Genomic DNA, 24,767 nt, shown 5'->3' on the forward strand with positions numbered 1-24,767 from the left:
GATGCGCGTTGTTTTCATGGGAACCCCGGACTTCTCGGTGCCGGTTCTGGATGCACTGGTCGAGGCCGGGCATGAGATCGCCGCCGTCTATTGCCAGCCCCCGCGTCCGGCGGGGCGGGGCAAGAAGGATCGCCCAACGCCGGTTCACGCGCGGGCCCAGGCGCTGGGTCTGGACGTGCGTCACCCAACCTCGCTGAAACCGGCCGAAGAACAGGACAGTTTTGCGGCACTGAACGCGGATGTGGCGGTGGTTGTGGCTTATGGTCTGATCCTGCCCCAGCCCATCCTCGATGCACCGACACATGGCTGCCTGAACATTCATGCCAGCCTGCTGCCGCGCTGGCGCGGGGCGGCTCCGATTCATCGCGCGATCATGGCAGGCGATGCGCAAACCGGCATCTGTATCATGCAAATGGAGGCGGGCCTTGATACCGGCCCCGTTCTGCTGCGGCAGGCCACCGATATCGGGCCCGAGGAAACCACTGCGGACCTGCATGACCGGCTCTCGGAGATGGGCGCGGCCTTGATTGTCGAGGCGTTGGCAAAGCTGCCCGGGCTGACCCCTGAACCGCAGCCCGAAGATGGTGTCACCTATGCTGCCAAGATTGACAAGTCCGAGGCCCGCGTGGACTGGTCGCGCCCCGCTGTCGAGGTCGATCGGCAGATCCGCGGCCTGTCGCCCTTTCCCGGGGCCTGGACCGAGATCGACGGCAACCGGATAAAGCTCCTCGCCTCGCGTCTGGCCGAAGGGCAGGGCGCACCGGGCGAGGTTCTGAATGACGATCTGTATGTGGCCTGCGGGCAGGGCGCCATAGAACTGCTGCGCTTGCAAAGGGCGGGCAAAGGCGCGCAGGATAGGGAAACATTCCTGCGGGGCTGGCCAATCCCGGTCGGCACCCGGATGTCTTCGGAGTAAAGCCATATGTTCATGGTGATGATGGGCACTGTCGTGATTGCCGGGATCGTCGGGTATCTGTCCGAACAGACCGGTTTCACCCATAACGGCTATTTGCAATCCATCATCATCTGCGTGGGCGGGGCGTTCCTGTTCTATTTCGTCCGCATCATGTTCGGCATCAGCTTTGGTCCTCCGGGGCTGGATGCGGTGATTTCCTCTGTTGGTGCCCTGATCATCGTGCCGACCCACTGGAGGAAGTGACATGCCAATCGTCGCCCTGATCATCATCGGTGCAGCCGCCGGATTTCTGGCCACCCGCCTGATGCGGATCGAGGCCGACATCCCGACGACCATGCTGATCGGTATCGTGGGGGCCCTGATCGGAGGGATGCTGCTGCGGTTTCTTGTAACCGTTATGGGGTGGCTGTCTGGTTTTGTCGGGGCGGTTCTGGGTGCGTTGCTGGTGATTTGGATCTGGCAGACCTACCTGCGCCGTTGACCCCTTGACCCGGCGTCTTTCCTCCGTCCAGATCGCCTTCAACGAAAAAGGGGAATGATGATGCCGCATGATTTGAAGCCGGGTGATGTCGCTCTGATGGGCGTTCCTTTGGATCTGCATTCCTCGTTCCTGCAAGGGCCGGCCTTCGCCCCCGGACGCATCCGCGAGGCGCTGCATTCCGGTGCCGCCAACCTGACCGCCGAAGATGGTACCGATCTGGGTGCAAGCGCCAAATTCAGGGATACCGGCGATCTGGATGTGTTCGAAATGCGCGGGCAGGAACCGATTGACCAGATCGAGGCTGAAGCGGCGAAGCGGATCTCAACCGGCGTACGCCTGTTGTCACTGGGCGGCGACCATTCCGTGGCCTATCCGCTGATCAAGGCCCATGCAGATCGGTACGAAGGCCTGAACATCCTGCATATCGACAGCCACCCTGATCTGTACGACACGCAGGATATCGGACCGCTCGGCCATGGCTGCCCCTTTGCCCGCGTGATGGAGACCTGCCCGGTCAAGCGTCTGGTGCAGGTCGGCATCCGCACCATGAACGCCCATCAGCGCGAACAGGCCGACAAGTTCGGGGTCGAGGTGATCGACATGCGCAACTGGCGCCCCGACTTGCAGATTTCATTCGATGGCCCGGTCTACCTGTCACTTGATCTGGATGCGCTGGACCCGGCCTTTGCGCCGGGCGTCTCGCACCATGAACCCGGTGGGCTGAGCACGCGCGAGGTTATCGACCTGATCCACCGGTTCAAAGGTCAGCTGGTCGGGGCGGATATCGTCGAGCTCAACCCGCATCGCGACCCCTATGGCATGACGGCGATGGTGGCCGCGAAATTCGTCAAGGAAATCGGCGCGCGCTTGCTGAACGGCTGACTTACCGTTCGTCGCACACCGTCGCAGACCCAAGTGCCGGAGCACCCCTGGTGGACAAATCGAACCGGTTCGCCTCGGCAGTGGTCATCCAGTGCATACTGTCGGCCGGGGCTGCGAACAGGGTGTACCAGTAAAACTCCTCGTCCACGCCGATATCCTTGAAATAGTCCAGGTATCGGTCATGTTCTGGATCGTCCTCGGGCAAGTCGGTCGCCACCAGACCCGACCCGGCCCAGCTGTGGACACCGACACAGGCCCCCGGTTGCAGCACGCGGCGGTTTCCGGCCAGGAACAGGTCGGTGCCACCGCTGGCCACCAGCCCGTTCGATGGAACAACGGTATCGAACCCGGCCCTGTGCACTTCGCGGGCGAAGATGACATTGGCGTCATCATCAACCGATCCTTCAATGTATTGCAGAACCAGAGTGCGGGCTTCGGGGTTTTGGGCTGTCACTTCCTCAAAGGCAGACAGCGTTGTCTCGTCAATCGTGCCCGAGGCGATGATCTGGTCGCCCTGCGCAACAAAACTGACAGGGGTGTAATACGCGCCGCATGAGGCGAGCAGGGCCAGGCAGGCTGTGATGGATGCAAGTCTGAATGTCACGTTGGCCTCCGGGCTGTGCTTCCAAAAGGGGTATCAGCATGCCGCTTTGGCGTCCACTGTCGGGCTCAGTTGCGCGGCGGCCGGCTTTTGTAGACCGGCAATTGCCAGCCAAACATCAACGACCCGGCGCGCAACGCCCAGCACACCAAGGCGCAGAGCGCCAGAGAAAACGCAGGCTCCGCCCCCAATCTGGCAGCCAGAACTGCAGTCAGGGCACCTGTAAAGGCGCAGGACACATAGAGCTCACCTTGTTTCAGCACCAGCGGCACTTCGTTGCAGACCACATCGCGCATCAACCCGCCCAGGCATCCGGTTGTCACACCCATCAAAACGACAATGACCCCGGACTGATCCAGCGACAACGCCGCGCCGGTTCCGGCCGCGACAGCCACTGACAGTGCAAAACTGTCCAGCCAGACCAGCCAGTTATAGCGGCTTTCCACCAGATGTGCGGTAAAGAACACCAGGACCGACGCCGCGACTGCGATCAGGATGTAATCCGGCTGCCCGACCCAAAAGATCGGGTGACGGTCCAGCAAAAGGTCTCGTACAGTGCCGCCACCTACGGCCGTCAGGCAGGCCATGAAGGCAAATCCCACCAGATCCAGCTGGGCACGGCTGGCCACCAGTGCCCCCGTCAACGCGAAGATCAGAACCGAGGCATAGTCCAGCAGCGTCAGCGCGGTCACGCCTGTGCCTTTTTCGGTTTGAACGGCGCCATTCCGGCCCGGGCCAGCTCATCAGCTTTTTCATTCTCGGGGTGGCCTGCGTGGCCCTTGACCCATTCCCATGTCACATCATGCCGTTCTTGCGCCTCATCCAGACGTTGCCAAAGATCGACATTCTTGACCGGTTTCTTGTTCGAGGTTTTCCAGCCGTTGCGTTTCCAACCGAAAATCCAGCCGGTGACGCCGTTCTTCACATAGGCGCTGTCGGTGACGACGGTTATCTTCGACGGTCGCTCCAGCGCTTCAAGGGCGCTGATGGCGGCCAGCAACTCCATCCGGTTGTTGGTCGTCTCGGCTTCGCCCCCGTTCAGCTCACGCTCTTTCAGAACGCTGTCCCCGTCCATCGCGCGCAACAGCACACCCCAGCCTCCGGGGCCGGGGTTTCCGGAACAGGCACCATCCGTATAGGCAAACAATTCAGGCATGGGCGAACACCAGAATATATCCGTCATACGATCCGGCCAGGCCTTTGCCCATGCCATGGACTGCGCGGTCAATCGTGAACCCTGCCTTGTTCAAGGCGTCCTCGATCTCGGCCTCTGTGTAATAGGAATAAAAACGATCCAGATCATCCCGGTGTTCACCAGTGCCCAGCTTCATCCCCAGAAACAGCTGTCCACCGGGTTTCAGAGCCCTGTGGATCGTATTCAGATGCCGCTGGAAATCAGCGCGCGGCGCGTGCAGCAGGGAAAAGCTGGCGTAAACACCGTCATATTCGGCCGTCTCGGTGACGTCATCGAACGTACCCAGATAAGCATCCACACCGTTTTCCCGCGCATGTTCGACAAAGGCTGGCGTGGCATCCAGCGCGCGAACCTTCAGCCCTTGACGCATCAGGAACCCGCTGTCTGACCCCGGCCCGGATCCCAAATCCAGTACATAGCCGCCTGCGCCGACCGCATCGGCAAAAGCCTGACGGGCCTCAAGCTGCTCGGGCGGCAGGGGGATTTTCAGATATTCGGCCGCCTTGTTTGTATAGGCGTTGATCGTGCGTTCATCGGTCACAGGTACACTCCGACTGCAAGACTGGCCAATACGACCGCGGTCAGCAGGATGCGCAACCGCATCCACCAGACCGGTGTCAGGCGCCAGTAGGAAAACAGGGCATCCAGCAACAACAAGCCAGCGAACCCATACATCAGATTGGTGCCCGCATTGACCGGCCCGCCGCCTGTCATGGCAAAGGCCCAAAGCGCGGGCAGAACCGACAACAGATAACACAGGGCCGCATTGCTGCCCGATGTCTTGGTGGCAAAACCCCAGAGAACACCGGACATGAAGCTGAGGATGACCGATCCATAGAACAGTTGCACATAAGGCCCCACGAAACGTGGGCCAAAGGTTTGCGCGCCCCAGGCATTCAGGTCGCTGTTCAGATAGGTCAGGGCGCCCCAGACAAACGGGATAAGTCCCGCCAGCCCCAGATAGAGAGGCGCTTTCGGTACTCCGTTCACGCCGGTTGCCTCAACACGCGGGGGACTTTGAACTCGACGTTTTCAACGGCGGTTTCGACCGGCTCGACGGTGACATCATAATGCGCGCTGAACGCTTCGATCACCTCGTTTACCAGAACCTCCGGGGCCGACGCGCCTGCGGTGACAGCCACGGTCGAGATACCCTCGAGCGCGCGCCAGTCAATCTCGGTTGCGCGCTGGACCAGCTGCGCGTACTGGCACCCCTCGCGCGAGGCAACCTCGACAAGGCGGCGCGAGTTCGACGAGTTCGGCGCGCCCACAACCAGCAAGGCATCCGCCTTGGGGGCCACGGCTTTCACCGCTTCCTGCCGGTTGGTGGTGGCATAACAGATATCTTCCTTGTGCGGTCCGACAATGGCCGGGAATCGGGCCCGAAGGGCGGCGATGATATCCTTGGTGTCATCGACCGAAAGGGTGGTTTGGGTGACAAAGGCCAGCTTATCCGGGTCACGCACCTGCACCGTGGCCACGTCGTCCACGGTCTCGACCAGCAGCACATCGCCCTCGGGCAACTGCCCCATGGTGCCCGCGGTTTCGGGATGGCCTTTGTGGCCGATCATGATCATCTGCAACCCCGCGTCCGCGTGGCGCTGCGCCTCGACATGCACCTTGGAAACCAGAGGACAGGTGGCGTCAACATAGATCATCTCGCGCTGGGCAGCCTCGGCGGGAACGGATTTTGGCACCCCGTGGGCGGAAAAGATCACCGGGCGGTCATCGGGGCATTCCTGCAATTCCTCGACGAAAACGGCCCCTTTGGCGCGAAGGCCGTCGACCACGAATTTGTTATGCACGATCTCGTGGCGCACATAGACCGGTGGGCCCCATTTCTGCAAAGCCATCTCAACGATTTTGATGGCACGGTCCACACCGGCGCAGAACCCGCGCGGGGCGGCAAGGTAAAGTGTCAGTGGCGGCTTTTTCATCAGGCTGTCTCCTTGAGGCACAGGTAAGTCTTTTCCCGGCCTTGGTCCAGACAGGACATTGTCATTCATCTGACACGAATCGTTGCTACTCGGGTGATGTTTAAGCACCTGTACCTTGTTAAAGAAGCGCGGCCAGGACCGATGTCCTGACCGCGCGATTTTTCCCCATCATGACAGGCCTGTCGCCTTGTCAGCTGTTGCTGGCAACAGCGACGCTGCGATGCTCCGTCGGCATTTCACGCGGCGGGCGACCGATGACATCGCGCAGATCCTCCAGCTCGATGAAATTGTCGGCCTGGCGGCGCAGTTCGTCCGAGATCATCGGCGGTTGGCTGCGGATAGTCGAAACCACCGATACGCGCACGCCCTGCCGTTGCAGGCTGGCGATCAACGGGCGGAAATCCCCATCACCCGAGAACAGCACGATATGATCGACGCGCGGCGCCAGTTCCATGGCATCGACGGTAAGTTCGATATCCATATTTCCTTTGACTTTCCGACGCCCCATGCTGTCGGTGTATTCCTTGGCCGGTTTGGTGACCATGGTGAAGCCGTTGTAATGCAGCCAGTCAACCAATGGACGGATCGGCGAATACTCGTCGTTTTCCAGCAGCGCTGTATAGTAGAAGGCCCGAAGAAGCTTGCCGCGGCGCATGAATTCCTGCCGCAGAAGTTTGTAGTCAATGTCGAAACCGAGTGCTTTTGCCGCGGCATAAAGATTCGAGCCGTCGATGAACAGCGCTAGCCGTTCGTCTTTATAAAACATAAATGTTCCCTTCCGGTATAATCCAGTGCGCGCCGCGTTACGTGAGTGAGTGAGTGATAAAATGACGCGCTCTGGTACGCCTATAATTAGAACTTCTGTCGATTATCGCAAGTATGCAATGGGTCGAATGTAGGGTATCACATGAGCAAATCCATGCCAAATGCCGTTGTTGCGCTGGGCGCAAATCTCGATTTGAGAGGACACGGTCCCGCTGTAACACTTCAGAACGCGCTTGACGCGTTATCGCGTCACAATGTGGTGATTCGCTCCGTCAGTCGTTTTTTTTCCACCCCGTGCTTTCCCGCCGGGGCCGGCCCGGACTATGTGAATGCTGCGGCGCTGATTGCGACCGAGAAATCTCCGTCGCAGCTGTTGCAGGTGCTGCACGAGGTGGAGCAGGAATTCGGGCGCGAACGGGTGCAGCGCTGGGGGATGCGGACGCTGGATCTGGATCTGGTCTGTTTCGAAGATCAGGTCCTGCCGGATCGCGCCACGTTTGATCGCTGGCTGACCCTGCCGACCGACGCGCAAAGGCAAGAGGCACCGGATCAGTTGATCTTGCCGCATCCGCGCCTTCAGGATCGCGCCTTTGTCCTCGTGCCGATGGCCGATATCGTGCCCGACTGGCGCCATCCGGTTCTGGGTCGCACCATCTGCGAGATGATCCAGACCCTTCCCGCGGCAGAGGTTGCGGCGGTCACGGCGCTGTGATCCGTGCAAATGCAGCATTTCCTGCTTGTCAAGGCGCGGATTCGCGCTTAGATAAACCCCTTCCTGACATGGATTCAGAAACGGAGAGCGCCCAATGGCCCGCGTGACGGTTGAAGATTGCGTAGACAAGGTTCCAAACCGGTTCGAGCTGGTGATGCTCGCCGCCCATCGGGCGCGTGAGATTTCCGCCGGTGCAGCGATTACCGTTGACCGCGACAACGACAAAAACCCTGTCGTGTCTCTGCGTGAGATCGCCGACGAAACCCAAAGCGCGGACGAACTGCGCGAGCGCCTGATCGAGGCCAACCAGACCCAGATCGAGGTTGACGAGCCCGAAGAAGATCAGATGGCGCTGCTGATGGGTGCCGAAACGGACAAACCCGCCATGGACGACATGTCGGAAGAGAAGCTCCTGCGCGCTCTGATGGAGGCTCAAGGGCAGGGGTAAGCCCTGAAGACGAAGGTGCGGACCGGATGATTTCTGCTGACGATCTGATTGCGCTGGTCCGCAACTACAATCCCAAGACGAATGCTGACCGCATTGCGCTGGCCTATGAATTTGGCCAGCAGATGCACGAAGGGCAGTTCCGCCATTCCGGCGAGCCCTATTTCACCCATCCCGTTGCCGTTGCCGCCATCCTGACCGAACAGCGTCTGGATGATGCGACCATCATCACGGCGCTGCTTCACGACACGATCGAAGACACCAAGGCCAACTATGGCAAGGTGGCTGAACTTTTCGGGGATGAAGTCGCCAAACTGGTCGACGGCGTCACCAAGCTGACCAATCTGCAACTGTCCAGCCGCGAGACCAAGCAGGCCGAGAACTTCCGCAAGCTGTTCATGGCCATGTCCAAGGACCTGCGCGTGATTCTGGTCAAGCTGGCCGACCGTTTGCACAACATGCGCACGATCAAGGCGATGCGTCCCGAAAAACAGATCGTCAAGGCCCGCGAGACGATGGATATCTACGCACCGCTTGCGGGCCGGATGGGTATGCAGTGGATGCGTGAGGAACTTGAAGACCTGGCTTTCCGTGTCCTCAACCCTGAAGGCCGCCAGTCGATCATCCGCCGCTTTATTACCCTGCAACGCGAGACCGGCGACGTGATCCATCGCATCACCGGCGACATGCGGCACGAGTTGGAAAAGGCCGGGATCGAGGCCGAGGTGTTCGGCCGCGCCAAGAAACCCTATTCGATCTGGCGCAAGATGCAGGAAAAGGATCAGGGCTTCTCGCGCCTGTCAGACATCTATGGGTTCCGCATCATCACGCAGACCGAAGAAGACTGCTATCGAACCCTGGGGGCCATCCACCAGCGCTGGCGCGCGGTGCCGGGGCGCTTCAAGGACTATATCAGCCAGCCCAAATCGAACGGTTACCGCTCGATCCACACCACGGTGTCGGGCCGGGACGGTAAACGGGTCGAGGTCCAGATCCGCACCCGCCAGATGCACGACGTGGCCGAAACCGGGGTCGCGGCGCATTGGTCCTATCGCGACGGTGTGCGCACCGAGAACCCGTTCGCCGTCGACCCGGCCAAATGGATTTCCAATCTGACCGAGCAGTTCGACAACGAGGAAGATCACGAAGACTTCCTCGAGGCCGTCAAGCTCGAGATGTATTCGGACCAGGTGTTCTGTTTCACCCCCAAGGGCGACGTGGTGAAGCTGCCGCGTGGCGCGACGCCGATCGATTTTGCCTATGCCATTCACACCCGGATCGGTCATGCCTGTGTCGGGGCCAAGGTTGATGGTATCCGCGTTCCGCTCTGGACGCGGCTCAAAAATGGCCAGTCCGTGGACATCATTACCGCCGATGGTCAGACGCCACAGGTCACGTGGCTGGAGATTGCAGTCACCGGCAAGGCCCGTACCGCCATTCGCCGCGCCCTGCGCGAAGTGGATCGGGAACGATTCATCAAGCTGGGCAAGGAACTTGCGCGTTCCGGGTTCGAGCATGTGGGCCGCAAGGCGACCGACAAGGCGCTGGATACCGCGGCAAAACACCTGCGCCTGAAAGATCGGCACGAGCTGCTGGCCCGTCTTGGCAGTGCCGAACTGACTGCGCATGAGGTGGTTCAGGCCGTCTATCCCGAACTTGCCAAGGACGACGGCGACGCCATTCCGTTGCGCCGTGCAGTGATTGGCCTTGAGCCGGGGCAGAAGTTCGACCGGGCCCCCTGCTGTCAGCCGCTGCCGGGGGAACGTATCGTCGGCATCACCTATCGGGGCAAGGGCGTGGTCGTGCATGCCATCGATTGCGACCGGCTTAGCGAGTTCGAAGGCGAACCTGACCGGTGGGTCGATCTGCACTGGCACTCGGGCACGCACCCGGCCGTCTATGGCGCGACGCTGGATCTGACCATTGGCAACGATGCCGGGGTTCTGGGGCGTATTTGCACATTGATCGGCGAGAAAAAGGCCAATATCTCGAACCTCGAGTTTGTCGATCGCAAACCGGATTTTTACCGCCTTCTGATCAATGTCGAACTGCGCGACCTTGAACAGCTTCATTCACTCATGCTGATGCTGGAGGCGGAAAGCGATGTTGCTGCGGTCGAACGGTATCGGGATCAGGTCAAAACTTCGGTTGCGGCTGGCTGAGAAGGGGTGATCACGGGTGGTATTCAAGCGCCGAGACCGACGCTCTCCAGTCCAGATCGCATCGGATTTCGTCTATCCGCGTGGCGGATGGACCCGCGCCTTCCATTACGTGAAACACCGCGTCCGGCGCTTGCCGGATACCCCTGACCGGATCGCGCGCGGCATCGGGGCAGGGGTGTTTGCCGCCTTTACGCCGTTTTACGGGTTGCATTTTCTTGTCGCCGCCATCGGTGCCCGGCTGATCAAGGGAAACATTCTGGCCGCGCTCAGCGGCACGTTTTTCGGCAACCCGCTCACTTATGTTCCGATCGGGGTGATCTGTCTTCAGACCGGGCATTTCCTGCTGGGTACCGAATACAAAGAAGGCGACACACAAGGGCTGATGGGCAAATTCGCCAGCGCCATAGGGGATCTCAAGAACAATTTTCTGGCGTTGTTTACGGATCGCGTGGCCGACTGGCACGGGCTGTCGCAGTTCTACGATGACGTCTTCTATCCCTACATGATCGGTGGGATCATTCCGGGTGTCGTTGCGGGGGTGATCTGCTATTGCCTCAGCCTGCCGCTGATCCTGACGTATCAGCAGCGCCGCCGCGCCAGGATCAAGGCGAAGTTCGAGGAAATCAAGCGTTTGGCCGAAGATTCGGCTGCCGTTTCTTCGGCAGAGCCTCTAGGCTCGGGCAAGAACATGCAAAAGGAATCGAGTGATGTCTGAGAACCATCTGCGTCTGGGTGTGAACATCGATCACGTGGCCACCGTGCGCAATGCGCGGGGTGGGGATTATCCAGATCCGCTGCGCGCTGCCAAACTGGCGGAAGAAGCGGGGGCGGATGGCATCACCGCGCACCTGCGCGAAGATCGGCGCCATATATCGGACGTCGATATCGACGGGCTGATGGAGGTTCTGTCGGTGCCGCTGAATTTTGAGATGGCCGCAACGCCCGAGATGCAGAAAATCGCCCTGCGCCACAAGCCTCACGCGGTCTGCATCGTGCCCGAAAAGCGCGAAGAGCGCACCACCGAAGGCGGGCTTGAAGTCGCGCGCGAGGAAAACAAGTTGGCGCATTTCATCGCGCCTCTGCGTGAGGCCGGCTGCCGCGTGTCGATCTTCATTGCCGCCGATCAGCGTCAGATCGAAGCCGCCCACCGCATCGGTGCCGAAGTGATCGAGCTGCACACCGGCGCCTATTGCGACGCCCATGCCGAAGGTCGCATGGAAGATGCCGAACGCGAGCTTGAATCGCTGCGCCAGATGTCCGCCTTCGCCCATTCGCTTGAGCTCGAGGTTCATGCGGGCCATGGCCTGACCTATGACACCGTAAAACCGGTTGCCGCCTTCCCAGAAGTCAAAGAGCTGAATATCGGTCATTTCCTGATTGGCGAGGCGATTTTTTTGGGCCTGACCCCGGCCATTCAGGAAATGCGTCGCCTGATGGACGAGGCGCGCGCGTGATCACGCCCGGCTTTGTCGCCATCTGGCTGGCCTGGCTGATGGCTGGCGGCTCTCCGGGGCCTGCCACGATGGGCATTGCAGGAACCGCCATGAACGAAGGCCGCCGCGCCGGTCTGGTCTTTGCGCTGGGCATTTGTGCCGGGTCCGCCGCCTGGGGCATTGCCGCAGCGCTTGGCTTGTCGGCGATCATGCTGGCCAATGTCTGGGTCTTCGAGGTGATCCGCTATATCGGCGTGGCCTATCTGGGTTGGCTGGCCCTCAAGGCCCTGCGCCGCGCGATGACAGCGGATGAGGTCGCTTTGGGCAAACCGGCCACAGGATCGCTGCCGACGATCTTCGCCAAAGGTGCCGCCATCCACCTGACGAACCCCAAGGCGATCCTCAGCTGGGGCTCGATCTATGCCATCGTCGCCCCCAGCGATGCCAGCCTGTCGACGCTGCTGGGCTATTTCGCCATGCTCTATGCTGGATCGTTGATGATCTTCATCGGCTATGCGTTTCTGTTTTCCTCCGAGCGCATGGTCCGAACCTACCGCCGCGCCCGCCGCTGGTTCGATTTCGCCTTTGCCGGGTTCTTCGGGGTGGCGAGTTACAAGATTTTGACAGTGCGGTTGTCATGATCCTCGGCATCGGCACAGACCTCGCAAACATCGACCGCATCCAGGGCACGCTCGACCGGTTCGGCGACCGCTTCCGCAATCGTGTCTTCACCGACACCGAACAGCGCAAGGCCGAACGCCGTGTTGATACCGCCGGAACCTACGCCAAACGCTGGGCCGCGAAAGAGGCCTGTTCCAAGGCGCTGGGCACCGGTCTGCGCATGGGCATCGCGTGGAAGGACATGGCCGTCACCAATCTGCGCACCGGCCAACCGGTGATGCACGTGACCGGCTGGGCCGCCGAGCGCCTCAAGGAAATGACCCCCGACGGGCACGAGGCGATCATCCACGTCACCCTGACCGATGATCACCCCTGGGCGCAGGCTTTTGTGGTGATCGAGGCGCGTCCGGTTCAAGATCAGGCCGCGCAGCCTTGACTTGCCCCCATCCCCCCCGCATGTAGCAGCGAAGCCAAGCAAAGAACTGGAGCGAGCAGAATGGCCGAGGACGCCAAAACCGGAAATCCCGTCTGGGAGACGATCAAGACCATCGTCTACGCGCTGTTGATTGCCGGCGTGTTCCGCACCCTTTTCTTTCAACCGTTCTGGATCCCCTCGGGCTCGATGAAGCAGACGCTGCTGATCGGCGATTTCCTCTTCGTCAACAAGATGGCCTATGGCTATTCCTATGCATCCTGCCCCAGCCTGATCATCCCCAGCGTCGGTCTGAACGTGGATGCCGAAGATATCTGTGGCTGGTTGCAGGGCGAAGACAATACCCGTATCTGGGGCGGTGATCCCGAACGTGGCGATGTCATCGTCTTTCGCCATCCCGTCACCGGACGTGATTATATCAAGCGCCTGATTGGGTTGCCGGGCGACCGGATCCAGGTCCGCAACGGCCAGATCATCCTCAATGGCACTCCGGTTCCTCAGCAGCCTGACGGCGTCTTTACCGAAATTGCCGAACCGCAAGGCCCGCAGCGCCTGCGCCCCCGCTGTGAAAACGGCCCCGTTGGAATAGGCGGCACCTGTGAAAAGTCGCGCCTGATCGAAACCCTGCCCAACGGTGTGTCCTATGACGTGCTGAACATTGGCAACCAGGCATCGGACAATACCGGCATCTATACCGTGCCCGAGGGCCATTATTTCTTCATGGGTGACAACCGTGACAATTCCAGCGACAGCCGTCTGCCGCAATCTGCCGGTGGTGTCGGATACGTGCCTTACGAAAACCTGATCGGTCGTGCCGACCGGATCATGTTCTCGTCCGCGGGCCGTTCGATGCTGTTCTTCTGGACATGGCGCGGTGATCGGTTCTTCAAGGCGGTCAATTGAAGCTCTCGGCTGAAATAAAGGCGTTCCAGCGGCGATTGGGGTATGAGTTCAAGAACCCCGAACTGCTGGTGCGCGCGCTGACCCATGGCTCGGTATCTTCGTCCACCCGGCCCGACAATCAGCGGCTGGAGTTTCTGGGAGACCGCGTTCTGGGCCTGGTCATGGCCACTGCGCTGCTTGAGGCCGACAAAAAGGCGTCCGAGGGTCAGTTGGCCCCACGGTTCAATGCACTGGTCCGCAAAGAGGCTTGCGCTGATGTAGCCCGTCAGATTGATCTGGGCGCGGTGTTGAAACTCGGCCGGTCCGAGATGCTGTCCGGTGGCCGTCGCAAGCAAGCGCTGCTGGGCGACGCGATGGAGGCCGTGATCGCCGCCGTCTATCGGGATGCCGGGTTCGAGGCTGCCCGCGATGTCATCCTGGCGCTTTGGGGGGACCGCATCCACAAGGTCGAGGCAGATGCGCGTGACGCCAAGACCTCTTTGCAGGAATGGGCGCAGGCACGTGGGCAAAAGCCGCCCTCATACGTAGAAATCAAACGCAGTGGCCCAGACCACGCCCCGATCTTCACCATCGCGGCCCGTCTTCAGGACGGCACCGAGGCGCAAGCCACTGCAGGATCCAAACGTCAGGCCGAACAGGCTGCGGCAAAAGCTCTGTTGGAACAGCTCAGCCCGGCCGGGTCTTCTTAGGTACATGCGGCTCAGACCAGCCCGGAAATCGGACGCCGCCAGCCTGGCGGCGCTGTCGATCGAAGTCTGGATCAGCACCTATCTGCGCCATGGCGTGAGCGCCTTCTTCGCCGAGTTTGCACTGTCCGAGTTCACCACTGCACGGTTCGAAGCGCTGCTTGAAGAAGGCAAGGACCTTTTGATTGTTTCGGAAAACCGCGATGGCATAGATGGGTACATTCGGCTGGCAGAGGGCCGTCCCGCCCCGATCGACGGGCTGTCCGATCTTGAGATCGTGACCTTTTACGTGCAGCCGCGTCACCACGGAAAGGGCATCGGGTCAGCTTTGTTGCAGGTGGCCATCGACCATTGCCGCAACAAAGGCCGCACCGAAATTTGGCTGACGACCAATTCCGAAAACGCTCCGGCCATCGATTTCTACCTGTCCAAAGGTTTCCGTCAGGTCGGCGTCACGGATTTCCGTATCGCGAACCAAGTCTATCCGAACCACGTTCTAGCGTTGAACCTGCCACCACTGGGCTAGCGTCAAATCACCCGGATGAACCCGGTCAGCCCGGTTTTCTGGTGTTCGATCACGTGGCAATGAAACGCCCAGTCGCCGGGATTGTCCGCGACCAGCGCGATGTCGACGGTCTCGTCTTTCAGCAAAAGCATGGTATCAGACAGCAACGGTGGCAGTTTGCGCAGGTTCGACGTTAGCGGAACGAAGGCCAGCCCGTGCAGGTGGATCGGGTGCAGATTGGGCGATTCATTGCGCAGTCGCAGAACATAGCTCTTGCCCCGTTGCAGCACGGCCAGCGGCCCGGTTCCCTGCGCCGCATCGCCCGGCCAGGGCGTGCGGTTGATCGACCAGAAACTATAGCCCAAAGACCCGCAGAACCCGTCATTCGGGGCGCCGCCTTCCGGGGTCCAGCCGCACACGAACTCATGCAACTCGGCCTGATCAAGATCGGGGCGCGGGACAGGGTTTGCCCGCAATGGGCGCAGCTCTCGCAGGTCTCGCGCGATGGAGTGTCCCGTGGCTCGCAACCGGACCATGGCGCAGTGTTTCTGTCCGGGAAACTTTGCCAACAACAGGGCTGATTGCCCTTCGTCGTCCGGCATCCGAACGGCCAAATCCACCCGTTGACCCGGGGCCAGCAAGAGCGGTTCGTCCGCCGTTGGCACCGGCAGATCGATCTCGACCGGATGTCCGTCCCATGCGATGATACGGGTCTCGGCCCCTTCGGGATGCAAGTTGTAGATACGGGTCGTGTCCGTGTTGACCACCCGTACGCGCACCAGGCTGCCCGCAGCGTGGTCATATACTGCCGCGCTCTGCCAATTGGCGGTCTGCACGTTGCCGAACGTGCCGGCCCGCGCCGCGCCGCGGGCGGTATAGGCCGGCAGAAACGCGTCATCTTCGTCCAGCCGGAAATCCCGCAGATTGATCACCTGTTCGCTGTCGAATCCCGGGTCTTCCGGTTCGGCAATCACCATCACACCGGTCAGCCCGCGGGCCATCTGGTCCATCGTCATGCAATGGGGATGATACCAATACGTGCCCGCATCCGGCGGCGTGAGTTCATAGGTAAAGCTTTCGTTCTCGCCGATGGGCATCTGGGTCAGATAGGGCACACCGTCCATTTCGTTGCGGATGCGCAGCCCGTGCCAATGCATGGCAGTATAATCGGGTAGTGTATTGCGCACCGTCAGACGCAATGTTTCGCCCTGGCGCCCGTAAAGAACCGGCGGCGGCGCATCCGGTGACAGGCTGACCATCCCCGTGGTCAGCTGACCGCGCAACCGATAGCTGGCAGGTTGCACCACCAGTTCCCGAACGGGATCGCTGGCCGCCAGAGACAACCCTCCCAAACCCAGAGCACCGGCAGCGGCGCTGCTTCCAAGAAGAAACTCGCGACGTTTCATGAAGACCTCACTGAACGGATCTGATGCCGGGCTGGGATTGGCTGGGCGTCCGCGTCCATCTGACACCTCAAACGCAAGGCTGCAATGCGACAAATCCCTCTGGTCCGCCGGACCTTTCTGCTATAGGGGTGCGCACCTGCAAACAGGATCGCCAGACTCATGACCACACGCGCCGGATTTATCGCCCTGATCGGAGAGCCCAATGCGGGCAAGTCAACCCTGCTGAACCGCATGGTCGGGGCCAAGGTTTCCATCGTGACGCATAAGGTGCAGACCACCCGCGCGCGTATCCGCGGCGTGGCGATGGAAGGCGACGCGCAGCTGGTCTTCGTCGACACGCCCGGCCTGTTCAAACCCCGCCGCCGCCTGGATCGCGCCATGGTCGCTGCTGCATGGGGCGGGGCCGCAGATGCGGACGTCGTTGTCCTGATGGTTGAAGCGCATCGCGGTATCACCGAAGGGGTCGAGCGCATCCTCGAAGGTCTGGAAGAAATCGGACAGGGCCGCACCATCGCGTTGGCCATCAACAAGATCGACAAGGTGCCGTCCGAGAAGCTGCTGGCGCTGACCAGTGACCTGAACGCACGCTATCCGTTTGCCGAAACCTTCATGATCTCTGCTGAAAAGGGACACGGCGTCGAGGACCTGCGCAAATGGCTGGCCTCTGAATTGCCTGAAGGTCCCTGGCTCTATCCCGAAGACCAGATCGCCGATCTGCCCCTGCGCATGATCGCCGCCGAAATGACGCGCGAGAAGCTGACCCTGCGCCTGCATCAGGAACTGCCCTATCAACTGACCGTCGAGACCGAAAATTGGGAAGAGCGCAAAGACGGCTCTGCCAAGATCGATCAGGTCATCTATGTCATGCGCGACGGCCACAAAGGCATCGTGCTGGGCAAAAAGGGTGAGACGATCAAAGCCGTCAGCCAGGCCGCGCGCGCCGAACTGGAAGAGTTCCTCGACCGCAGGATCCACCTGTTCCTGCAAGTGAAGGTCCGGCCCAATTGGTTGGAAGAATCCGAGCGGTATTCGGAAATGGGGCTGGATTTCAAAGACGGAAACGCATGACGCGGCTGACGGCGGAATTCTGGGTTCACGCCTATCTGGCGCGGCTGCGATTTCAGGATATCCCGGCCTATGTGGTGGCCCATGGCGATGACACCGCAGGCGCAGTTCTGGTCAAGCTGAACACACTGGACGGGCAGGCCGTTGCCTTCCAACGCAGCTTTGATCTGATGAGTGGCGAACGGAAATGGGTCGAACTCTCGTCCGGTCTTGAAGGTGACGTGGACCAAGCCATCCAGCGCCAACGCAGCTTTGACCCCGACCTCTGGGTGATCGAGGTCGAAGACCGGCAGGGGCGGCACCTGCTGGGCGAAGAAGGGCTTGAGTGACCAGTACTGAAGGGTCTTTGACGCAGAGACCAAAATGACTATTTTACCCCGGCAATTACACTGGCAGGGCTGGCTTGCCCTGTGGACAGGCGCAACCAAGAGGTGCTTTCGTGGCTGAAACGCTTGCTGAGAAACTGGAAAAATCGGAACTCGGCCACTGGATGCAGCGGTTCGAAAGCTTCATGGTCTTTGTCGGGGTTGTTGGTCCTTTTGCCACGCTTCCGCAACTGGTCAAGCTCTACTTTACCCATTCAGAACACGCTACTGGTCAGTCGCTTCTGTCCTGGTCGCTTTATGCCGGGCTGTCCTTCCTGTGGTTTGCGTATGGTCTGGTGGTGGGCAAGTTGCCCATCTATGTGGGCAACGGTATCTCGATGGTGCTGAACCTGCTGATGGTCATAGGAATTCTGGTTCATGCGGGTGTGACGTTCTGAACTTCACGCTGGCTTGGGTCTTTCTTGTTCGCGGTCGCAGACGATGCTCGGGTCCATCAATCCGCGTCGCCAAAATAGACAAAGCTCATCTTGTTCCCGTCAGGGTCGCGTGCGTAGGCACCAAAAAAGTTTGGGCCATATTGGGGGCGGTCCCCCGGATCACCTTCGTTTGTTCCGCCATTTGCAAGCGCGGCCGCGTGCGCATCACGCACTTCCTCTGTGCTTTGGCACAACAGGCCAACCATGTTTCCGTTGCCGATTGTCGCGTCTTTTTTGTCGAACGGTGTCGCGACCCATATGCATCCGCCGCCGCGCAGCTCATAGCATACAGCATGCGGCATATACTCGGCGACGACCTTTCCGCCGATCCGGGGCATAACCGCGTCGTAATAGCTGCGTGCCTTGGCAACGTCGTTGGAACCGATCATGACGTAATTAAGAGACATTTTGGGAATCCCACTTTAGAACATAAGAAGAACATTATGGCCTGAACGGGATTAAAGCAACGCATTCTTTTGTACGCGTCTGGCGATACCCCGGACGACAGACGGGGTTTCCATCGGCCAAGGGGCAGCAGGCGCGTTCTGCCGGGGCATTGGTGATCTGAAGAATGGCGGCGGGTTCATGTTGAGGCACAACGGAAACCACCGTGGTCAGGTCTGGTCGCTATATCGTGCCGGACCGTTGCAATGAAAAGCCGATGCTCTGCCCTTCAGTCTTTGCATGTCTTGGGATCACGCGCCATGTCCGCCGTTCCACCCGTCTTCGTACTCGCCCAACACCCTGGACAGGTGCAGCAGAGACGCAGAAAAGCGTGCGTAGACATCCCTCGACAACATCGGCTTGTTGTCATCCAGCACCTGCACAAGTTCGACAACGGTCGACGCAAATGTCTCATAGACCTGCATGTCGGCCGCCGTTGGGTCCGGTGTCCAGATTTCGCGTTCGTCGTAGTATGTGGCGGGTTTCGGTTCGTCATCGATCATGGTGCGGCCCCTTCTGTTGAAGCGCAGTTGGGGGTCGTAAAAACGCGTACAAGCCGGGTGGCGCGAAGTCACAAAACTATGGCGGCTTTGGAAAAGAACGCGCGCTGAAAAGGGGTTGAAGCACTTCCGGTCTTGCGCGCCAACGTCGCTTGGGATTTTCTGCGAACCAACCAAACCAGCAACAGGGTCAGGTTTTGGACTGGCGCGATCACGGAATACTCCTGACATTACGCCGCCATGGTGAAACAGCGGCGATCATCGAGGTCTTTACCGAAGGCCACGGGCGTCACGCCGGTGTGGTGCGTGGCGGGACCAGCCGCAAGATCGCACCGATCCTGCAACCTGGGGCGCAACTGGACGTGCTTTGGCGCGCGCGGCTGGAAGAACATATCGGCACCTTTCAGGTCGAACCCCTGCGGTCCCGCGCGGCAGCCGCGTTTTCAGGGCGGCTGGCACTGTCCGGGCTGAACGCGGTCGTTTCGCTGTTGTCCTTTTGTCTGCCCGAACGGGAACCACACCCCGCGCTTTATTCCCGGACGGAACAGTTGATGGATCTGTTGGGGCAGGATGAAGTCTGGCCTCTGGCCTATCTGCGGTGGGAGCTCGCGTTGCTTGACGAACTTGGCTTTGGCCTTGATCTGACAACCTGCGCCGTGACCGGTGTGACCGAAGGATTGATCTACGTATCCCCCAAAACAGGCCGTTCTGTCAGCGCCAATGGCGCCGGGGAATGGGCGGACAAGCTGTTGCCTCTGCCGCCTTGTCTGCGAGGTGAAGGCACTGCGCCCGATGCCGAGGTCGCAGAGGCCCTGCGCACGACCGGATATTTTCTGGAGCACCGCGTTGCTCCGTCTTTGGGGCATAATCCGCTGCCCGAAGCGCGGGCCCGGTTCGTGGATCAGGTCACTCGGCGGCTGTGAACACCATCTCGTGCCCGTCCTCATTGCGCAGGATCAGCACATTGCCTGACACCTCGGATTGGGTCATGGCCATGAGGGCGGCAAAGTAGAACCCCTCCGCTTCGAGCCCCGCGCAGGCGGCGCGCGTCGCGTTGAGGTTCTGAACCTCAAACCACGGGTAGGGTGCGTTGAGTGTTCCGTCATAGCTGTTGCACGGAGCGTTCCCGGCAATCCTGCCTTCTTCGGGAAACCGCAGCAGAGCGCTCGCCTCATAGGGCTGACCATCAATCTCCCTCAGAACCCAAATCTGGTCCGCCGCACCATAGGCGGCGACGGTTTCGTCTTTGTCACATTGGAACAATGCCAACAAGGGCAGGGTCAGGATCAGGCGAGTCATGGCTGGGTCTTAGCGCATAGGTGATGTCGTTGGAACCGGATCAGTAGGGAAGAGACCCGTTCAACAGTTGCGCACGCACTTCCTGCCGGGGTTTCCAGTTATAGCGCGTATCTTCACGCACCGGCGCCCAGAACAACGCGCCACTGTTGCGCCAGGGATCAAGGATGATGCCGTCATACATCGAATCCCCCTTGGCGCTGATCAATGCCGAATGGTGGATGATGCGAAAAGACGTCGGTGGCGACGTGGCCCAGTGCAGATCCAATGTTCGGAAGTTTTCCTGCCGCAGCCGCTTGGTCATGGCTTCTGCCCAATCGTTGCACAGCCCCTTTTCGCGGAACCCGTTGATGACCTTGGCGTTGTGGATGATGGCGGGGTCGGTGACATTCCAATCCCGCGCCAACTGCTGCGAGTAGGAATAGGCGATGGCGGCCGCCCTCTGAGCCTCGACCGGATCGACATCCGGCCCGAGCATTCGGATCGACCGGGCAAGCGCTTCGACATCGCTCTGATCGGCCGTCGGCGCAGGGGTGGTGCAGGCCGCAATAACGAGCACCGCCAGAGTGGCGCAAAGTGCAAAGAAGGATCGGGTCATGCGATGTACCAGGTGCTGATCGGGTTTCGGTCGGGTCAATCTGACGCTCTAACGGCGAATGGGCCGGGATCAAAGGGGAAGTTTGGATTGCTGCGGACACGGTTCGCCGTTGCCCTGCCGGTCAGAGATGCAGAAATGGTCCGGACAAAACGGAAGGTCCGCGGGTAGGAGGCGTACAAAACCTCAAAAATCAAGAAAAAGACCCGGCGCAATGGCCGGGTCAGTTGGGGAAACGGGCGCCGGTTCCGGTCACCCGAGCAGACGTCGTGCGATGACCTGTGCCTGAATCTCGGCCGCCCCTTCGAAAATGTTGAGAATGCGCGCGTCGCACAGAACGCGGCTGATCTTGTATTCCAGTGCAAAGCCGTTCCCGCCGTGGATTTGCAACCCGTTATCGGCGGCTGCCCAGGCCACACGGGCGCCCAGCAGCTTGGCCATGCCCGCCTCAAGATCACAGCGTTGGCCGTGGTCTTTTTCCCACGCGCTGAAATAGGTCAGCTGGCGCGCGATCATGATCTCGACCGCCATCATTGCCAGCTTGCCCGAGACACGCGGGAAGTTGATCAGCGATTTGCCGAATTGCTTGCGGTCGATGGCATATTGCATGGCGATATCCAGCGCGCTTTGCGCCACGCCGATGGCGCGCGCGGCGGTCTGGATGCGGGCACTTTCAAAGGTTTCCATCAGCTGTTTGAAACCCTTGCCTTCTTCACCGCCCAGCAGGTTTTCACCCTTGACGTGGAAGCCGTCAAAGCCCAGCTCGTATTCCTTCATGCCGCGATAGCCCAGAACCTCGATCTCACCCCCGGTCATGCCGGGGGTGGGGAAGGGATTGTCGTCCGTGCCGGGCGCCTTTTCCGCCAGGAACATGGACAGGCCGCGGTGATCGGTGCTGTCGGGATCGGTCCGCGCCAGCAAAGTCATGACATGGGTCCGCGCGGCGTGGGTGATCCAGGTCTTGTTGCCGGTGATCCGGTAATCACCGTTCTCGTCCTTCACGGCACGGGTCCGCAGGCTACCAAGATCCGAGCCGGTGTTGGGTTCAGTGAAGACAGCCGTCGGCAAAATTTCGGCGCTGGCCAGTTTTGGCAGCCAGTTGGCCTTTTGCTCTTCCGTGCCGCCGGCGATGATCAACTCGGCCGCGATTTCCGAACGGGTGCCCAGCGAGCCCACGCCGATATAGCCACGCGACAGTTCTTCGGAAACGACGCACATGGATGCTTTGGACAGTCCGAAACCGCCAAACTCTTCGGGGATGGTCAGCCCGAAAACGCCCATTTCCGCCAGTTCTTCGATGATTTCCAGCGGGATCAGCTCATCCTTGAGGTGCCATTCATGGGCGTAAGGTTCGACCTTTTCCTGCGCATAGCGGCGGAACTGGTCGCGGATCATTTCAAGTTCTTCGTCCAGACCCGACGCGCCGAACATGGTGGCGCCGGCCTGATCCTGCATCAGCTCGACCAAACGGCTACGTGCGGCTTGTGAATTCGCCTGCGCCATCAAGGTCTGTACTTCGGACGACTGAAAGCCCGACAGCGCATCCCAGCCGAGGCCCATATCCTGAAGGCGCACGACTTCGCCCTGGTTCATCGGGATGCCACCTGCGACCTGATGCAGGTACTCGCCAAAGGCGATCTGGTGCAGCAACTGCTCGAGTTCGCCGAACTTGCCTTCGGCCTGAAGTGCTTCGGCCCAGCGCTGCATCTGTCGCAGCGACTGATTATACGTGGCCAGCCAGGCCAGACCATGTGCGGCGGTCTGGTTTGCCTCAATCAAAGCACCTGTGATGCGGCCATCCGCCGAGACCATTCCGCGCACGGATTCGCGGGCTTTTTCAAAAACGGCTGCTACCGCGGGTACGGCAGCCCGGGTCAAGTTCAGAAGATCGGGCAAAACTGCAGCAGTTGTCATCTCGGTCATATCCTGTCCGTCGTGGGCCATGAATCGCGTCCTTTCCTCGGTCGTCTGGTCATATCATGCTGCACGTGCAGCGCAACAAAAATACTTATTACGCTACGAAAAAGTTCAAATATTACCCCAACATTTTTGCAATGCAGAAGAAAATCCAGATGATATCTAGGGGACATGACCCTGTTTTCCATTATTTCCCCGCAGGAACTGCTGACGGCCATGGCAATCGCGTTTGCCTCTGGATGGGTCAAAGGCATGGTTGGTTTCGCGATGCCCATGATTTTGGTGTCGGGGTTGAATTCATTTCTGCCGCCGGATCTGACCCTGGCGGGACTTATTCTGCCGACGCTGGTGACCAATGGGCTGCAGGCCCTGCGCGGTGGCCGTGTCGCCGCGGTCGCCTCGATTCGGCGCTTTCGGGTTTTCCTTGTTGTTGGCGGTCTTCTTCTGCTGCTCAGCGCACAGTTGGTCGCATTGATCCCGGGGTCTGTCTTTCTGGTTCTGATGGGCGGCTTTGTGTCAGTTTTTGCGCTGTTACAAGTTCTGGGGTTCAGAATGGCGCTGAACCAACCCTCGACCGCAGTCGAGGCTGTGGTAGGTGGCGTGGCCGGGTTTGTTGGCGGCATGTCAGGAGTTTGGGGGCCTCCGACAGTTGCCTATCTAACGGCGCTGAACACCCCCAAGACCGAACAGATTCGAATTCAGGGCGTAATCTACGGTTTGGGGGCGGTTTTGTTGCTGGTCGCACATCTTGGATCAGGCATTCTGTACGCAGAAACACTTGAGTTTTCGGCAGCCCTGATCGTTCCGGCCCTGGCCGGGATGTGGATAGGCATGAAGCTGCAGGACCGTATTGATCAGGCAAGTTTTCGCAAAGCGACCTTGTTCGTTTTGCTGATTGCGGGCCTGAATCTGCTTCGACGCGGTTTGGTGGGGTAACGCGTCAACTTGGCCGCTTGTCGGCGAGCCGAAAAGCAAAATACAGGCCCAGCATCAGGAAGAACAAACCCGAGATATCGCCGATCAGGAATGCGATATATTCCACCGTCGCGCTGCCAAAAGCCAGGTTGGTCAACCCGGAGACAAGGAAGGACGTTACGATTCCGACGCCCATCACACATATCCAACAGGGCTTTCGATCCGGACGGGGAAACAGATCCCACCCGATTGCCTTCAGAAGATAAAACACGGTCGGGACCGTCAGAACCGCAATCGCCATGGCCATCAGGCGGCTGGGCAGGAACACATCCGTTCCACCCAAATAGGCAAAAACGATGAAAACGCCGGGCAATAATGCGAAAACGGCGCGCCACCCCAACAGCCAGGCTGTCAGAACCCGCACGCCATGCGGCAGAAACAACAGGCTCGCGCGGCTTGGGTATTCCGGGAAAAACACGTTCTGCAACGGCATCAGGACGGCGAATGTAAGGAACGACGCCAGCACATAGGCCAAAGAGGCCAAAAGCGTTTCAGTAGCCCACCCGCGCAAAGTAATCACGGCCTCTTGCGCGTGTGGATCGCATCATTTGGGTGCATGAACGATGTACCGTCCCCGGTTGGCGCTGCCGCTTTGAGAAAGATAGCCTTTTTCGACCAGCGATTTCAGCGCGCGAAAGAATGTTGGGCGCGAAACACTTTGAACCAACGTGTGCTCGATCAAACCGAATGTGCGCACCTCCTGATCGGACTTGGAAAGCTCTTCGGCGGCATAGTAGATGTCGCGTTCAACCGGAGATAGTTTCTCCAAGCCTAATGTACGCTCCATGCTTTGCATCAGCTTGCGCAGTTCGGTGAGTTTCGAGATCTCAGTCATAATGTTACCTATCGTTTGCCGTGTCATTTGCCGCCTAATTGCGACTGGTTGAGCCATGCTGAATGACGCGCAAGTCAGCAAGTCTCGTATTGACACTCATCCCCTCTCGCTTAGACTAGGTGACTGATTAGGTTGCTCAATCCAGCGTTGTGAGTGTGCGCACATGAGCGACCCCCAATCTAATTTCAGTCAGTGCCCGGCGCAAAAGTGCCGGGTTTTTTCGTCTTAGCGACTATCAGGGCTAGCGCAAATTGC

34 protein-coding genes are annotated in these 24,767 nt (G+C 59.8%); 19 read left to right on the forward strand and 15 right to left on the reverse strand.

Annotated features, from left to right (window positions below):
• The first annotated feature begins 1 nt into the window (after position 1).
• From fmt to speB, 4 genes are read left to right on the forward strand one after another with little or no spacing between them, the layout of a single operon-like run.
• Positions 2-916 carry a methionyl-tRNA formyltransferase gene (gene fmt / locus ACR0A2_RS18205; RefSeq protein WP_425080175.1) on the forward strand — a complete coding sequence of 305 codons (915 nt, stop codon included), beginning with the start codon at positions 2-4 and terminating at the stop codon, positions 914-916.
• A gap of 6 nt (positions 917-922) precedes the next feature.
• Positions 923-1,159: a hypothetical protein gene (locus tag ACR0A2_RS18210; protein ID WP_170344822.1), complete on the forward strand. Its 237-nt coding sequence runs from the start codon at positions 923-925 to the stop codon at positions 1,157-1,159.
• 1 nt (position 1,160) lies between these two features.
• Complete coding sequence (locus ACR0A2_RS18215; protein ID WP_152457067.1) at positions 1,161-1,397, forward strand: GlsB/YeaQ/YmgE family stress response membrane protein; 237 nt, start codon at positions 1,161-1,163, stop codon at positions 1,395-1,397.
• A gap of 60 nt (positions 1,398-1,457) precedes the next feature.
• Positions 1,458-2,279 carry an agmatinase gene (gene speB, locus ACR0A2_RS18220; RefSeq protein WP_480836592.1) on the forward strand — a complete coding sequence of 274 codons (822 nt, stop codon included), beginning with the start codon at positions 1,458-1,460 and terminating at the stop codon, positions 2,277-2,279.
• 1 nt (position 2,280) lies between these two features.
• Here the strand turns inward: speB and ACR0A2_RS18225 are convergent, their stop codons facing one another.
• The 7 genes from ACR0A2_RS18225 to ACR0A2_RS18255 form a co-directional block, all read right to left on the reverse strand.
• Positions 2,281-2,883 (reverse strand): COG3904 family protein, encoded by a 603-nt coding sequence (locus ACR0A2_RS18225; protein WP_171205737.1) that lies wholly within the window; start codon positions 2,881-2,883, stop codon positions 2,281-2,283.
• A gap of 65 nt (positions 2,884-2,948) precedes the next feature.
• Entirely contained in the window at positions 2,949-3,572 is a 624-nt protein-coding gene (locus tag ACR0A2_RS18230; RefSeq protein ID WP_152457070.1) for a trimeric intracellular cation channel family protein, read from the reverse strand.
• Positions 3,569-4,036 carry a ribonuclease HI gene (rnhA, locus tag ACR0A2_RS18235; protein WP_152457071.1) on the reverse strand — a complete coding sequence of 156 codons (468 nt, stop codon included), beginning with the start codon at positions 4,034-4,036 and terminating at the stop codon, positions 3,569-3,571. Before rnhA ends, ACR0A2_RS18230 begins: the two co-directional genes overlap by 4 nt.
• Positions 4,029-4,616, reverse strand: a complete 588-nt coding sequence (locus ACR0A2_RS18240; RefSeq protein ID WP_480836595.1) for a class I SAM-dependent methyltransferase — start codon at positions 4,614-4,616, stop codon at positions 4,029-4,031. Before ACR0A2_RS18240 ends, rnhA begins: the two co-directional genes overlap by 8 nt.
• Positions 4,613-5,065, reverse strand: a complete 453-nt coding sequence (locus ACR0A2_RS18245) for a DUF3429 domain-containing protein (RefSeq protein ID WP_480836597.1) — start codon at positions 5,063-5,065, stop codon at positions 4,613-4,615. Before ACR0A2_RS18245 ends, ACR0A2_RS18240 begins: the two co-directional genes overlap by 4 nt.
• The gene (gene ispH, locus ACR0A2_RS18250) at positions 5,062-6,012 is read right to left on the reverse strand and encodes a 4-hydroxy-3-methylbut-2-enyl diphosphate reductase (RefSeq protein ID WP_480836599.1); all 951 of its coding nucleotides are present in this window, start codon (positions 6,010-6,012) and stop codon (positions 5,062-5,064) included. The genes ACR0A2_RS18245 and ispH overlap by 4 nt, the downstream gene beginning before the upstream one ends.
• Positions 6,013-6,202: 190 nt before the next feature.
• Positions 6,203-6,778: a LabA-like NYN domain-containing protein gene (locus ACR0A2_RS18255; protein ID WP_117869875.1), complete on the reverse strand. Its 576-nt coding sequence runs from the start codon at positions 6,776-6,778 to the stop codon at positions 6,203-6,205.
• A 141-nt stretch (positions 6,779-6,919) separates the two neighbouring features.
• Between ACR0A2_RS18255 and folK the strand changes: the two genes are divergently transcribed.
• From folK to ACR0A2_RS18305, 10 genes are all read left to right on the forward strand, one after another.
• Positions 6,920-7,489 carry a 2-amino-4-hydroxy-6-hydroxymethyldihydropteridine diphosphokinase gene (gene folK / locus ACR0A2_RS18260; RefSeq protein ID WP_480836601.1) on the forward strand — a complete coding sequence of 190 codons (570 nt, stop codon included), beginning with the start codon at positions 6,920-6,922 and terminating at the stop codon, positions 7,487-7,489.
• Between the two features lie 94 nt (positions 7,490-7,583).
• On the forward strand, positions 7,584-7,937 hold the full coding sequence (gene rpoZ / locus ACR0A2_RS18265; RefSeq protein WP_117869873.1) for a DNA-directed RNA polymerase subunit omega: 354 nt from the start codon (positions 7,584-7,586) through the stop codon (positions 7,935-7,937).
• Between the two features lie 26 nt (positions 7,938-7,963).
• Positions 7,964-10,096, forward strand: coding sequence for a RelA/SpoT family protein (locus tag ACR0A2_RS18270; RefSeq protein ID WP_117869872.1), 2,133 nt, complete (start codon positions 7,964-7,966; stop codon positions 10,094-10,096).
• Between the two features lie 16 nt (positions 10,097-10,112).
• Positions 10,113-10,811: a DUF2062 domain-containing protein gene (locus ACR0A2_RS18275; protein ID WP_480836603.1), complete on the forward strand. Its 699-nt coding sequence runs from the start codon at positions 10,113-10,115 to the stop codon at positions 10,809-10,811.
• Positions 10,804-11,550, forward strand: a complete 747-nt coding sequence (locus tag ACR0A2_RS18280; protein ID WP_480836605.1) for a pyridoxine 5'-phosphate synthase — start codon at positions 10,804-10,806, stop codon at positions 11,548-11,550. Before ACR0A2_RS18275 ends, ACR0A2_RS18280 begins: the two co-directional genes overlap by 8 nt.
• Positions 11,547-12,170, forward strand: coding sequence for a LysE family translocator (locus ACR0A2_RS18285; protein WP_480836607.1), 624 nt, complete (start codon positions 11,547-11,549; stop codon positions 12,168-12,170). The genes ACR0A2_RS18280 and ACR0A2_RS18285 overlap by 4 nt, the downstream gene beginning before the upstream one ends.
• Positions 12,167-12,586: a holo-ACP synthase gene (gene acpS, locus ACR0A2_RS18290; protein WP_171642249.1), complete on the forward strand. Its 420-nt coding sequence runs from the start codon at positions 12,167-12,169 to the stop codon at positions 12,584-12,586. Before ACR0A2_RS18285 ends, acpS begins: the two co-directional genes overlap by 4 nt.
• A 60-nt stretch (positions 12,587-12,646) precedes the next feature.
• Positions 12,647-13,486 carry a signal peptidase I gene (gene lepB, locus ACR0A2_RS18295; RefSeq protein WP_480836609.1) on the forward strand — a complete coding sequence of 280 codons (840 nt, stop codon included), beginning with the start codon at positions 12,647-12,649 and terminating at the stop codon, positions 13,484-13,486.
• Positions 13,483-14,175, forward strand: a complete 693-nt coding sequence (gene rnc, locus ACR0A2_RS18300; protein ID WP_480836611.1) for a ribonuclease III — start codon at positions 13,483-13,485, stop codon at positions 14,173-14,175. The genes lepB and rnc overlap by 4 nt, the downstream gene beginning before the upstream one ends.
• Before the next feature lie 4 nt (positions 14,176-14,179).
• Positions 14,180-14,698 carry an N-acetyltransferase family protein gene (locus ACR0A2_RS18305; RefSeq protein ID WP_480836613.1) on the forward strand — a complete coding sequence of 173 codons (519 nt, stop codon included), beginning with the start codon at positions 14,180-14,182 and terminating at the stop codon, positions 14,696-14,698.
• 2 nt (positions 14,699-14,700) lie between these two features.
• On the opposite strand, the gene ACR0A2_RS18310 is transcribed toward ACR0A2_RS18305, so the two are convergent.
• The gene (locus tag ACR0A2_RS18310) at positions 14,701-16,083 is read right to left on the reverse strand and encodes a multicopper oxidase family protein (protein ID WP_480836615.1); all 1,383 of its coding nucleotides are present in this window, start codon (positions 16,081-16,083) and stop codon (positions 14,701-14,703) included.
• 159 nt (positions 16,084-16,242) lie between these two features.
• On the opposite strand from ACR0A2_RS18310, the gene era reads away from it, so the two are divergent.
• The 3 genes from era to ACR0A2_RS18325 all read left to right on the forward strand — a co-directional run bounded on the left by era (position 16,243) and on the right by ACR0A2_RS18325 (position 17,911).
• Complete coding sequence (era, locus tag ACR0A2_RS18315) at positions 16,243-17,151, forward strand: GTPase Era (RefSeq protein ID WP_171120252.1); 909 nt, start codon at positions 16,243-16,245, stop codon at positions 17,149-17,151.
• Positions 17,148-17,477: a DUF1491 family protein gene (locus tag ACR0A2_RS18320; protein ID WP_152457087.1), complete on the forward strand. Its 330-nt coding sequence runs from the start codon at positions 17,148-17,150 to the stop codon at positions 17,475-17,477. The genes era and ACR0A2_RS18320 overlap by 4 nt, the downstream gene beginning before the upstream one ends.
• Before the next feature lie 110 nt (positions 17,478-17,587).
• Positions 17,588-17,911 (forward strand): SemiSWEET transporter, encoded by a 324-nt coding sequence (locus ACR0A2_RS18325; RefSeq protein WP_152457088.1) that lies wholly within the window; start codon positions 17,588-17,590, stop codon positions 17,909-17,911.
• Positions 17,912-17,967: 56 nt separating this feature from the next.
• Here the strand turns inward: ACR0A2_RS18325 and ACR0A2_RS18330 are convergent, their stop codons facing one another.
• Complete coding sequence (locus ACR0A2_RS18330) at positions 17,968-18,357, reverse strand: VOC family protein (RefSeq protein ID WP_152457089.1); 390 nt, start codon at positions 18,355-18,357, stop codon at positions 17,968-17,970.
• Between the two features lie 288 nt (positions 18,358-18,645).
• Positions 18,646-18,897: a hypothetical protein gene (locus ACR0A2_RS18335; RefSeq protein WP_152457090.1), complete on the reverse strand. Its 252-nt coding sequence runs from the start codon at positions 18,895-18,897 to the stop codon at positions 18,646-18,648.
• Positions 18,898-19,091: 194 nt separating this feature from the next.
• On the opposite strand from ACR0A2_RS18335, the gene recO reads away from it, so the two are divergent.
• Positions 19,092-19,817: a DNA repair protein RecO gene (gene recO, locus ACR0A2_RS18340; protein ID WP_480620660.1), complete on the forward strand. Its 726-nt coding sequence runs from the start codon at positions 19,092-19,094 to the stop codon at positions 19,815-19,817.
• Here recO and ACR0A2_RS18345 read toward each other — a convergent pair.
• The 3 genes from ACR0A2_RS18345 to ACR0A2_RS18355 all read right to left on the reverse strand — a co-directional run bounded on the left by ACR0A2_RS18345 (position 19,801) and on the right by ACR0A2_RS18355 (position 22,729).
• Entirely contained in the window at positions 19,801-20,193 is a 393-nt protein-coding gene (locus ACR0A2_RS18345) for an META domain-containing protein (protein WP_480620662.1), read from the reverse strand. The two genes, recO and ACR0A2_RS18345, sit on opposite strands and share 17 nt — an antisense overlap.
• Positions 20,194-20,233: 40 nt before the next feature.
• The gene (locus tag ACR0A2_RS18350; RefSeq protein WP_480836619.1) at positions 20,234-20,788 is read right to left on the reverse strand and encodes a hypothetical protein; all 555 of its coding nucleotides are present in this window, start codon (positions 20,786-20,788) and stop codon (positions 20,234-20,236) included.
• 249 nt (positions 20,789-21,037) lie between these two features.
• A complete protein-coding gene (locus ACR0A2_RS18355) occupies positions 21,038-22,729 on the reverse strand; it encodes an acyl-CoA dehydrogenase family protein (protein WP_480836621.1) in 1,692 nt (563 codons plus the stop codon).
• A gap of 144 nt (positions 22,730-22,873) precedes the next feature.
• On the opposite strand from ACR0A2_RS18355, the gene ACR0A2_RS18360 reads away from it, so the two are divergent.
• Positions 22,874-23,638 (forward strand): sulfite exporter TauE/SafE family protein, encoded by a 765-nt coding sequence (locus tag ACR0A2_RS18360; protein ID WP_480836622.1) that lies wholly within the window; start codon positions 22,874-22,876, stop codon positions 23,636-23,638.
• 4 nt (positions 23,639-23,642) lie between these two features.
• Here ACR0A2_RS18360 and ACR0A2_RS18365 read toward each other — a convergent pair whose 3' ends face one another.
• Both ACR0A2_RS18365 and ACR0A2_RS18370 read right to left on the reverse strand, forming a co-directional pair.
• Positions 23,643-24,197, reverse strand: a complete 555-nt coding sequence (locus ACR0A2_RS18365; protein ID WP_371813344.1) for a hypothetical protein — start codon at positions 24,195-24,197, stop codon at positions 23,643-23,645.
• Between the two features lie 24 nt (positions 24,198-24,221).
• Complete coding sequence (locus ACR0A2_RS18370; protein WP_152457096.1) at positions 24,222-24,512, reverse strand: hypothetical protein; 291 nt, start codon at positions 24,510-24,512, stop codon at positions 24,222-24,224.
• Between the last annotated feature and the right edge of the window lie 255 nt (positions 24,513-24,767).

Source organism: Ruegeria sp. H8 (assembly GCF_056532905.1).